10 protein-coding genes are annotated in these 10,783 nt (G+C 64.6%); 5 read left to right on the top strand and 5 right to left on the bottom strand.

From position 1 onward, the window contains the following. Positions 1–79 precede the first annotated feature (79 nt). On the top strand, positions 80–496 hold the full coding sequence (locus ACZYZ3_RS20090; protein ID WP_463965536.1) for an AcrVA2 family anti-CRISPR protein: 417 nt from the start codon (positions 80–82) through the stop codon (positions 494–496). Positions 497–913: 417 nt separating this feature from the next. Here ACZYZ3_RS20090 and ACZYZ3_RS20095 read toward each other — a convergent pair whose 3' ends face one another. The 4 genes from ACZYZ3_RS20095 to ACZYZ3_RS20110 are packed head-to-tail and all read right to left on the bottom strand — an operon-like array spanning position 914 to position 4,846. Beyond that, positions 914–1,405, bottom strand: a complete 492-nt coding sequence (locus ACZYZ3_RS20095) for an RpiB/LacA/LacB family sugar-phosphate isomerase (RefSeq protein WP_463965537.1) — start codon at positions 1,403–1,405, stop codon at positions 914–916. Continuing rightward, positions 1,402–3,174 carry a dihydroxyacetone kinase family protein gene (locus ACZYZ3_RS20100; protein WP_463965538.1) on the bottom strand — a complete coding sequence of 591 codons (1,773 nt, stop codon included), beginning with the start codon at positions 3,172–3,174 and terminating at the stop codon, positions 1,402–1,404. The genes ACZYZ3_RS20095 and ACZYZ3_RS20100 overlap by 4 nt, the downstream gene beginning before the upstream one ends. Before the next feature lie 28 nt (positions 3,175–3,202). Further along, the gene (locus ACZYZ3_RS20105; protein ID WP_463965539.1) at positions 3,203–3,979 is read right to left on the bottom strand and encodes an SDR family NAD(P)-dependent oxidoreductase; all 777 of its coding nucleotides are present in this window, start codon (positions 3,977–3,979) and stop codon (positions 3,203–3,205) included. Between the two features lie 42 nt (positions 3,980–4,021). Beyond that, positions 4,022–4,846 (bottom strand): sugar phosphate isomerase/epimerase family protein, encoded by an 825-nt coding sequence (locus ACZYZ3_RS20110; protein ID WP_463965540.1) that lies wholly within the window; start codon positions 4,844–4,846, stop codon positions 4,022–4,024. A gap of 183 nt (positions 4,847–5,029) precedes the next feature. On the opposite strand from ACZYZ3_RS20110, the gene ACZYZ3_RS20115 reads away from it, so the two are divergent. The 4 genes from ACZYZ3_RS20115 (at position 5,030) to ACZYZ3_RS20130 (ending at position 9,065) form a co-directional block, all read left to right on the top strand. After that, positions 5,030–6,367 (top strand): MFS transporter, encoded by a 1,338-nt coding sequence (locus tag ACZYZ3_RS20115; protein WP_463965541.1) that lies wholly within the window; start codon positions 5,030–5,032, stop codon positions 6,365–6,367. Between the two features lie 50 nt (positions 6,368–6,417). Continuing rightward, positions 6,418–7,284, top strand: a complete 867-nt coding sequence (locus ACZYZ3_RS20120; protein WP_463965542.1) for a transketolase — start codon at positions 6,418–6,420, stop codon at positions 7,282–7,284. Then, a complete protein-coding gene (locus tag ACZYZ3_RS20125; RefSeq protein WP_463965543.1) occupies positions 7,281–8,288 on the top strand; it encodes a transketolase family protein in 1,008 nt (335 codons plus the stop codon). The genes ACZYZ3_RS20120 and ACZYZ3_RS20125 overlap by 4 nt, the downstream gene beginning before the upstream one ends. 117 nt (positions 8,289–8,405) lie before the next feature. Beyond that, entirely contained in the window at positions 8,406–9,065 is a 660-nt protein-coding gene (locus ACZYZ3_RS20130; protein WP_463878252.1) for a GntR family transcriptional regulator, read from the top strand. A gap of 988 nt (positions 9,066–10,053) precedes the next feature. On the opposite strand, the gene ACZYZ3_RS20135 is transcribed toward ACZYZ3_RS20130, so the two are convergent. Next, positions 10,054–10,479, bottom strand: a complete 426-nt coding sequence (locus tag ACZYZ3_RS20135; RefSeq protein WP_463965544.1) for a VOC family protein — start codon at positions 10,477–10,479, stop codon at positions 10,054–10,056. Positions 10,480–10,783 lie beyond the last annotated feature (304 nt).

Here is a 10,783-nt window from a genome sequence, read left to right on the forward strand (position 1 = left end):
CAACGAACTCGGTACGGGCATTCGGAGGAAATAACTTGACCATAAAACGCTCCATCAATCAGAGCGTTGCTACGACCATATGACTTTGCCCGGGCTGCAGCGGACCGAAGTGTACGATGACGAGGCCGCCGTCGAATGTACGGTGCAGCTGATGTCGTTTCTGGCAGCGGCCGTCCTGCTGATGGCCAGCCCGGGCGTCGCGGACCGCAGCACTCTGGTCCCGAAGACCAAGCCTGCCCGGGAGGACATCAAACGTGGCCGGTCCGGGCTCGTCACGGTGATCTCCCTGCACGCTCCCAAGAATGTCGCCACCGTGGACGCCGATGACTCCGGCCGGGTCCACACGCACCGCTGGATGGTCCGCGGCCACTGGCGGAACCAACAGCACGGGCCCAACAGGTCTAGGCGCAGCGTCCGCTGGATCCCGTCCTACATCAAGGGCCCGCCCGGCAAGCCGCTCAATGAGACCGAACGGGTCTGGGCCTGGCGCCGCTAAGAAGTCGTGAGAGGAACGTGCTTCGGGACGTGGATTCTGTGAGAGTTATGACTGTTGGATAGAGCACACCACTGCTGAACGCGCCGCGGAGTGGTTCCTCGCCGAAACAGCCGACCACACCATGGAGGTAGCCCTTGACCAGGGCCTCTACCGCCACCTGCGTTTCCTTAAGCCCGGCACCGGCTTTTGCTCCCGCGGACGGATCAAAATTGCGTAGCCCTCTGACGCGGCGAAGAGTGCTCTGCCGTGGACACAGTCGGCTGCAAGCCATAGTGCTGATGAATCGGTCATGGCGTCGTCGACTACCCCTGCTCGGACCAGCTTGAAGTCCTTTCGGACTTCCACCGGGGTGCCGATCAATCGGTTCCAGTCATGGTAGGCGTAGGCTCCTTGACCTTCCACCGGGGGAGCGTTCACCTAGCAGCTTTCAAAGTCGGTGAGGACCTTGACCTTGTCGGCCGAGGCTGATTCCGGGTCGAAGGTGTAGCCGATCCACTCGCGGGCCAGGCGGCGCGCGAGTTCGATGCCCACCACGCGTTGACCCATGGTGAGGATCTGGCAGTCATTGGAGAGGACCGAGCGTTCCACCGAGAATGAGTCGTGTGCTGTTGTTGCTCGGATTCCGTCCACTTTGTTGGCTGCAATGGCAACACCGATCCCGGTCCCGCCGAACAGGATGGCCCGGTCGGCGCCGCCGTTGCGGATCATTTCTCCGGCGGCGATTCCGACATAGGGGTAGGGCCTTGTAAAGTCTTCGCGCGCACCATCGTGGTTTACGCCGATGTCGATGACTTCGCTGACGCGCGGATCCTGCCGTAGGTCTTCGAGGATCCGGTCCTTGTAGTCGACCCCGGCTTCGTCCGCACCCACGATGAGTCGCAGCCCCATTGGTTGTCCTTCTCTTTTCATGACTGTGCTCGGACCTGTTCCGGGGCGGAGGTCGCATCGACGCCCGCGACGTTGCTGCCTGTAAGGTGCTGGCCCATTACGGTGAAAATCATCGCCAGGGACGTGGCGCCGGGATCGGGTGTGCCTACGCTCTTTTCGGCGAGCGGGCGCGCCCGTCCCTTCAATGGACGCAGTGCCGCCGTGGCCTCGGCTGCCGCCGTTGCCTCAAGCGCGGCGGCATCCCATGCCAGGCGCGGTTCTGCGCCGTTGACTGCCAGGCGGGTGAGGGTTTCGGTGAAGGGCGCCAGTGCATCCACCATGGTCTTATCGCCGGGTTCTGCTTTGCCGAGCCCGGTGATTCTGTCCGAAAACGCGCGCACCCCGGCAGCCAGTTCTTTGGCGTCGGGACTTCGCTGGTCTCCCAGCGACTCCCCGAACGCCCGCAGTCCTGCGCCCCAGAGGATGCCGGACGTGCCGCCGGCCTTGTCCGCCCAGGCATCACCCGCGGCGATGAGGACCGAGCCTGCCCCGGCCCCCTGAGCGGCCGCGGCGGCGCCGGCGGAGGTTGCGGCGTCGATCCCGCGGACCATTCCGCGGCCGTGGTCCCCGTCCCCGGCAATGGCGTCCATGTCCCCGAGCCGGGTTTCGGCGGTGTGCAGGCAGTCACGGGCGGCGTCCAATGCCGCCCGGCAGTTGGCCCCGTACTGGCGCGATTCTCCGGTGGCCTCAAAAGTGGCCGGTGCGGCGGGGCCGTCGGACGTTACCTCGCCGGAGGCGTCGCCTGACTGAACGGCGGCGTTTCCGCGGCGGTAGGCCGGCGTCTCCGCCGGTGCAGTCCAGAGCGGCTCCAGTTCTTCGTCCAGCCAAGTGATGGTGAGGGAAACACCGGACATGTCCAGACTGGTGACCAGTTCGCCCACCTCGGGCATGACCAGGGTGTAGCCGGCGTCCCTGAGCAGCGGGGCAACGGTCAGCCACAGAACAAAAAGTTCCTCGTGCTTAGTGGAGCCCAGCCCGTTGAGGATGACCGCCAGTCTGTAACCGGCACCAACAGGCGTTTCCGCCAGCAGCCGGGAGACGAACTCCTGGCCAAGTACCTTGGCGGACGGCAAATCGGTGTCGAACAGCCCGGGTTCACCGTGTATTCCCAGCCCGAGCCCCATCTGCTTGTCCTTGAGCGCGAACAGCGGGGCATCCGCGCCAGGGAACGTGCAACCGTGGAATGCGCCGCCGATGGTGCGGGTGAGGCCGTTGGCCTTCCGCCCGAGTCGTACTACTTCGGCCAGGTCAGCGCCCGCTTCGGCTGCGGCGCCCATGATTTTGAAGACGGTGAAGTCCCCGGCGATGCCGCGGCGCTTGTCGGCTTCCGACGGCGGCGCGCTGGCGATGTCATCCGTCACGAGGACATTCTCAACCGGGATTCCCTCGGCGGCCAGCCGCTCGGTGGCCATGCCGAAGTTCATCACGTCCCCGGCATAGTTGCCGTAGGAGAACACCACTCCGGCGCCGGAATCAGCGGCCTTGGCCACGGCATAGGCCTGCTGCGCGGAGGGCGAGGTGAAGATGTTGCCGACCACGGCGCCGTCGGCCAGGCAGGTGCCGATCAGGCCGGCGAACGCCGGGTAGTGCCCAGAACCGCCGCCGGCCAGGACCGCCACTTTGGGTCTAGCCGGACGGTGGCGCCGCACGGCGCCCCAGGGGACCTGGCGCACCAATCCGGAATGGACGTCGCAGAACCCGGCAAGGGCTTCTTCCGCAAACTCGGAGGGATCGTTAAAAATCTTGGTCATGATGGGCTCTCTGACGTGGCAGGGGCTGTTAGTGGATGTGGCTTCCGCCGTTGATGTCGATGGTGGTGCCCGTGAGGTAGGCGGATTCCTCCGAGGACAGGAACGTGATTACGGCGGCGATCTCCTCCGTGGTGGCGTTGCGGCCCAGCGGGATGCCGGCGTTGATGGCGGCTTCCTGCTCATCGGTGCTGCCCACCCGGATGTTGGTGTCCACGGCGCCGGGCGTGATGGCATTGACGGTGACGCCGGTGGCGCCGATTTCGCGGGCCAGCGCCTTGGTGAGACCGAGGATCGCGGCCTTCGCGGCGGAATAGGGGACCTTGCCGAACACGCCGCCGCCACGCTGGGCGGACACTGAGGACATGTTCACGATTCGGCCCCAGCCGTTCTCGATCATGTCCGGCAGGAACGCCTTGGTGACCAGGTAGGTTCCGGTGGCGTTGACGTCCATGACCTTGTGCCAGAGCTCCAGTGTGGTTTCGAGGAACGGGACCGGGGAGGTGATGCCGGCGATGTTGGCCAGGGCGCCCACCGGGGGCAGGATGCCTGCGGTGACCTCGGCTTTGACGGCTGCGTAGGCGGCGTTGACGGAGCTTTCATTGGCGACGTCGATCTCGTGGCCGTACGCGGGAACGTTGAATTCGTTGCCGATTTCGGCGGCGACCTTGGCGGACTTCTCGCCGTCGAGATCCAGGATCACCACGCCCCAACCCTGGCTGGCGTAGCGGCGGGCGGTGGTGATGCCAATGCCCCGGTCCGAGGTCGCTCCGGTGAGGACGGCGGTGCGCTGGATAGTGGTAGTCATGATGCTCCTTGGATTATTCGGTGGTGGTTCAGAGATGGTCGTTCAGATGAGGTCGGTGATGAGGCTTGCCGCTTTGGCTGCGGCGGCGGGGCGCTCGTCGTGTGTGACGTCGCGGGTTTCGAGTTCGAGTGAGAAGTGGCCGGTGTAGCCGCTCACCGCGAGGGCGCCGAGCCCGGCGGCGAAGTCTGCCTCGCCGTTGCCGATGCTGAGGTTGATGTTGCCCGCCACGGCGTCGCGGAGGTGGACGTGGGAGAGCCGGCCCTCGTGGCGGGTGAGGTATTCCAGCGGGTCTTCGCCGGCTGCGACGATGTGGCTGAAGTCCATCACAATGCCGACGCCGGAGCCCGAAAGCCGCTGCGCGAGCAATTCGGCACGCTCGAGGTTCCAGCAGAACCTCAGGAAGTGCAGGGATTCGGTCCAGAGCTCGACGCCGAACTCCGCCGCGCGCCGCCCGGCGTGGATGAGCTGGGCGGAGATTTCGTCCAAGTCCTCCTCGAGGCTTCTTACCGGTTCGTGGCTGAGGGCGCCGCAGGGCAGGACCAGCGCCTTCGCGCCGGTGTTTGCGGCGAGAGTGAGAAGCGCGTCCAAGTGCTGTTCGCGGGCGCGCCGCGCAGCGTCGTCGAGCACTGCATTGAGATCCCCGATGTCCCCGTTGACCGAGCGGACGATCAGCCCTGAGGCAGCAACGTCCGCGGTCACCGAGGCAACTGCGGAGTCATCCAGGTTGTACGGGACATGGTTGCAGACGCCGGGGAGGGCGCCGAGGTCGATTTCATTAAAGCCCAGGCCCGTGATGGTCCGCAGGGCGGCCGGGAGGTCCTGGTGCCGGAAGCTGATGGATGAGCAGCCGAGCCGGGAGTTGAACATCGTCGTTGGCTCCTCTGAACGGGCGGGTGATGTGAATCACTGTAAGTGCAGCTAATGTCAACAGTCAACCTCAAGCATTGACTGTTGACAGTGCACCATAATGCCGGTCACACTGGCATATCATTTGTTAACAGTCGACAGCGGTGGTGCGGATGCACGGCCGCTCTTCGAAAGGGATCAGCTATGAGCAACGAAGCTCTGAAAATGCGCGGCCATGTACATGGCACCAAGGACGCAAAGCGCGTCGCCGTAGGCTCCGGTGTCGGCGCCGTCATCGAGACGTATGACTTCATCGGCTTCGGCACCGCGGCTGCGCTGTACTTCGGCACCGCGTTCTTCCCGACCGGCGACCCGGTGACGGGGACGCTGGCAGCCTTCGCCACACTGGGTGTCGGGTTCGCCGCACGCCCCATCGGCGGCATCATCGGCGGCCACCTTGGCGACAAAATGGGCCGCAAGCCCGTTCTGGTAGCTTCCCTGATCCTCATGGGCATCGCAACGTTCATGATCGGCCTGCTGCCCACCTACGAGCAGGTGGGCCTGCTGGCCCCGGCTCTGCTGGTGTTCGTGCGCATCGTCCAGGGCCTGGCCTTCGGTGCCGAGTGGGGCGGCGCCATCCTGATGAGCTACGAACACGCGCCCTGGAAATCCAAGGGCAAATACACCGGCATCGTCCAAGCCGGCTTCCCTGTCGGGCTGCTTCTGGCGAACCTCGTTTTCCTCGTCAGCGTGAACCTCGGCGGCGAACTTGCCTGGCGCGTCCCGTTCCTGGCCAGCATCGTGCTCGTCGCTGTCGGCCTGATCATCCGCGCCAAAGTCCCCGAGTCCCCGGTCTTCGACGAGGTCAAGGAGAGCGGCGCCATCGTGAAGTCGCCCATCGTCGAGGTCATCAAGACCGACTGGCGCAACATCGTCAAGGGCATCGGCCTGCGCATCGCCGAGACCGCAGGGTACGCCGTGTCCATTACGTACATGATTTCCTACCTCCACACCGAACAGCTCGCTGACAAGACCGAGACACTGGTGGCCCTCTGCATCGCCTCGGCCATCGGCATCTTCGCCACCCAGGCCTGGGCCCGGCTCACGGACAGGATCGGCCGCCGCCCCCTCTACATCTGGTCCTGCGCCTTCGCCCTGCTGTTCGGCATCCCGATGTTCCTACTGGTGAACACCGGCATGTTCATCGTCATCATCGCCACCGTCGCCATCTCCTACGCCGTCTGCCAGAACTCCCTCGCCGGTGCCCAGGGCGCCTGGTTCCCCGAACTGTTCCAGGCCAAGACCCGTTCCTCCGGGGCCTCACTGGCCTACCAGATCTCCGCCATGGTCTCCGGGTTCACCCCCTTCATCACTACTTTGCTCTTCGTCAGCTTCGGCTGGATGGGCCCGGCTCTCCTCTTCAGCTTCTACGCCGCGATCGGTCTCTGGGCCGCCCTCGTCACCCGGGAAACCTGGGGCAAGCGGGAACGGCAGCTCGCCGATGAGGCCAGCAAAAGCACCCCCCAGCCGGTGAACGTCTGATGACTGCGACACAGGAACTGCACACCCCCGAACTCCCATCTAAGGAACGAATGATTCAGGAAACTGCCTCAAAACGCCTCGAACGCGTCAGCGCCGCGGCCTACCGGATGCGGCACCACGCACTGAACATGGGCGAAGTCCAGGGCCAGGGCTACGTAGGCCAGGCCCTGGGAGCGGCGGACATGCTGGCCGCGGTGTACTCCGACCAGCTCCGCTACCACGCCGAGGACCCGGAATGGAAAGAACGGGACCGGTTCCTGCTCTCCACCGGCCACTACGCCATCGGGCACTACGCGGCCCTGGCCGAAGCCGGGATCATCCCGGTCGAGGAACTGGAGACCTACGGTTCGGACGATTCCCGGCTGCCGATGTCCGGGATGTCCACCTACACCCCCGGCATGGAGATCTCCGGCGGCTCCCTGGGCCACGGGCTCTCCATCGCCGTGGGCATCGCGCTGGGCCTGCGCCACCAGGGCTCCGCGGCGAGGGTCTACAACTTCCTCTCCGACGGAGAACTCGATGAAGGCTCCACCTGGGAGGCCGCGATGGGCGCCCACCACCACCAGCTCGGCAACCTGACCGCGATGGTGGACATCAACGCCCTGCAGGCCGATGGCAAAACCGACACCGTGCTCCGGACCGAGCCCGTCACGGAAAAGTGGGAGGCCTTCGGCTGGTACACCCAGCGCGTGGATGGCAACGACATGGCAGCCCTGCTGACCGCGTTCGACAACGCCGCCGCCCAGGCCTCCCTCACGGGAGGGCCCTCCGTGATCCTGTGCGACACAAAGGTCGGCCGTGGCGTGCCGCTGCTGGAGGACCGGGAAAAGGCGCACTTCATGCGCATCGAAGAACACGAATGGCAGACCTGCCGTGAACAACTCACCGCAGGATTTGAAGGGACGGCCGGACGATGAGCACCACCACAGCAGTGAAGGGCACCGCACCCAAGCTGAAGACCTCGGCCATGATCGCGTCCTTCGCCGACCCGGGCCAGAAGACCACCTCGGCACCGTTCGGACACGCCCTGGTGAAGGCAGCGCAGGAGAACGACAAAATCGTCGGCCTGACTGCGGACCTGGGCAAGTACACCGACATGCACATCTTCGCCCAGGCCTTCCCTGAGCGGTTCTTCCAGATGGGCATGGCCGAACAACTGCTCTTCGGCGCTGCCGCCGGCCTGGCCGAAACCGGCCTGATCCCGTTCGCGTCCACCTACTCCGTGTTCGCCGCCCGCCGCGCCTACGACTTCCTCTGCCTCGATTCCGCGGAACCGAACCTGAACGTGAACATCGTTGGCGGGCTGCCCGGCCTGACCACCGGCTACGGACCCAGCCACCAGGCCACCGAGGACATGGCGATCTTCCGCGGCATGCCCAACCTCACCATCGTGGACCCCTGCGACTCGATCGACATCGAACAGGCCGTCCCCCAACTCGCAGCGTCGGACGGGCCCACCTACCTGCGGCTGCTCCGCGGCAACGTACCCACCGTTCTGGACGAATACGGCTACACCTTCGAACTCGGTAAAGCCAAGGTACTGCGTGGCGGCAACGACGTCGTATTCATCTCCTCCGGGCTGATGACCATGCGCGCCCTCCAGGCAGCGCAGGCGCTGGCTGCTCACAACGTGGACGTCGCCGTCGTCCACACCCCGACGATCAAGCCGTTCGATGCCGCCACGGTTCTGGCCGAGATCAACACCGATCGGCTCGCCGTCACTCTCGAAAACCACAGCGTGATCGGCGGTCTCTTCGAAACGGTGGCGTCCGCCGCCGTCACCGCAGGACTCGGCAAACGCGTGGTGCCCGTGGCACTGCCGGACGCGTTCCTCGACGCCGGCGCGCTCCCCACTCTCCATGACCGCTACGGACTCACAGTCCAGAAGATCGTGGCAAAAGTACTCGCCGAACTGAAGTAGAACAGTTCCGGCCAGAAGCGCGGCGCCGAACCATCCGGCGCCGCGCTTCTGCCGTAACATCGACAGTTAACACATTGACTGTAAACAGTCGACCACTGACATTGAGGAAGTACCACAATGGCCGGAGCAACAGCACCGCTGCTGGGACTGCAGAAGAAGAGCCTTCGCGAGCAGGCTCTCGCCGCGTTGCGCGCCGCCATCACCAGCGGGGAACTGGAACCGGGCCGGCATCTGGTGGAAACCGAGCTGTCGGAGATGCTCCAGATCAGCCGCGGCACCCTCCGGGAAGCACTGCGGCAACTGGAACAGGAAGGGCTGCTCTCCGCCGGGCCCCGCGGCCGCCTTTCCGTCCGGCACTTGGATGCTAAGGAAATCCGTGACATCTACTCCGTCCGGGCGGCGCTGGAATCCTTGGCTGCGCGCACGCTCTGCGAACTCCCCGACCGCCAGCACGTCATCAGCTCTCTGCGGTCCGCCATTGAAGCCATGGCCGCAGCCGAGAAGGCCAGCCTGCAGGACCGGGTCGAGTCTGACCTGGAGTTCCACCGGACCATGTGCCGGCTCACCGGCAACGAAACCCTGCTCCATTCCTGGGAATCACTGGAAGGATCCATCCGGATGTCCATTATGTTCGCGGGCCAGGACAAGGGCGTGAAAAACATGAGCGTGGACCGGCACTATGACATCGTTGCGGCGATCGAGACCGGTGACGCGTCCCTTGCCCGGAAGACGATCCGGGAGCACATGGACACCGCTGCCGCGAATCTCGTGGCCTAACACTCGATTGCCAAGGCCGAACTGGAAGCCAAGGGCAGAGTCACATCACGCGCCGCGCAAAGTACCACTTGGGAGTGTCTTCCAACGCCGATATCGGGTCTTCCGTCATTTAGCAGAGTGAGCCCACGACAACGAAATTCCGCACCCTGCCAATGCGGGGGCGGCAGGTGGGGGTGTCATGTCGGGTTCTGCCGGTTCCGCCATGAGATGAGGGAGAGGAGGTAGATGGCCGTGATTACGATTCTTGAAGCAGAAGAAGATGTTAACGGGGCGCGAAATCAGTCTCTGCGGACCCGAGGTCTTGAAGCGGGAAATGCAGGAAGCCGGGCGACAGCGGAGGTGTCCTCACCTGCTTCGGTGCTGCTGCCGCAAGGCAGTAAAGAGGGTGTGCACAATGTGCACACCCTGGGCTTCGGACTGGGCCGTACCGGTGCCGGACTGGGCCGGATTGCGGAGGTTTTCGGGGGAGTGGCGGAAATTCAAGGGCTGGAACCCGGTTCGAGTCCCACCTCGGGCACATGTTTTCCCTGTTCAGGGGCTTATGGGCCTCTGCGTGTGAACAAACTGTTCACGTATGGGCCCTGCGGGGGCCTTTTTTGTTGGTGGCCGTTGCTGTGGTCGGGTCGCTCCTTCTCCTGGTTCGGGCAGCGGTGTTGCTGCTCACTCATTCATGGCAGGGAGCTCCTGGAACCACATGACTTGCTGAGACTTGGGGATCAAGTCTGCATGATCAGCCTCGGTGGCCTCGGTGGCCTCGGTGGCCGCGGTGGCTGCGGGAATTGCGTGAGCGCCCGAGCTCGGTGAATGAACGTTAGCGCGGGCCTCGCGGGGCCGGAGGAGGACGTCACCTGTGAGGTCGGGGCTGCTGCAGGCGGGTCAACCGATCCGCTGAACCACGGACACTATAATCCCTTCCAGACCGCCACATAGGCCATGTGTGCTTGTACTGGCCGAGGTCTTGTTGGCTTCAGGAATATCCCGGGGACAGTCACTGGATGCAGAACTCGTTCCCTTCCGGGTCGAGCATGGCAATGTGCCAGCCGTCGTCGCAGTCGAACACGGTGGCGAGCGTGGCTCCGGCGTTCACGCAGCGATCGGCGTGGGCGAGGGCCAGGCGGCGTCCGTCCGCGTTCGACTCGGCACCCTCGCTGACATTGATGTCTAGATGTACCCGGTTCTTCGCCGTCTTTCCTTCAGGGACCGGCTGGAAGAACATGCGGGGGCCTTTGCCGGCCGGGTCAACGACGGCGGCACGCCAGAGCGCCTCCGGGGTGCCTTGGTTCGTGGCGAATTCCGCCCAGCTCGAGAATCCCTCAGGCGGCTCCTGGAGGCTGTAGCTGAGGGCCACCGCCCAGAACCGCATCATTGTCTCTATGTCGTGGCAGTCAAAGGTCACCTGGAATGGATAGGACATGGGTCCGCCTTCCGTTCGGATGCAACAACTATGTCACTCCGCCCGGTCATGCGGTTCTCGACGCTGCGGACCATGAAGGGGATGAACGGAGGTGGACCCGATATGACGAGCCAAGCGACCGAGATTCCTGCGCGGCTTGCCCAAGAGTCCCCAACGAGCGAGGGCATGACCAGGCTGCTGCCGCCCGTGGAATCCGGCCGGGCAAAGTCAAGTAGTCGGAGCAACGCCGGGGGTTTAGGCTGCGTGCAGCAGCTGGTTCAGCCGGTTGGCTGGGGTCTCGAGGTTGAGGGTGGGCCGGGGCCGG

It is taken from the genome of Pseudarthrobacter linnaei (assembly GCF_055412825.1).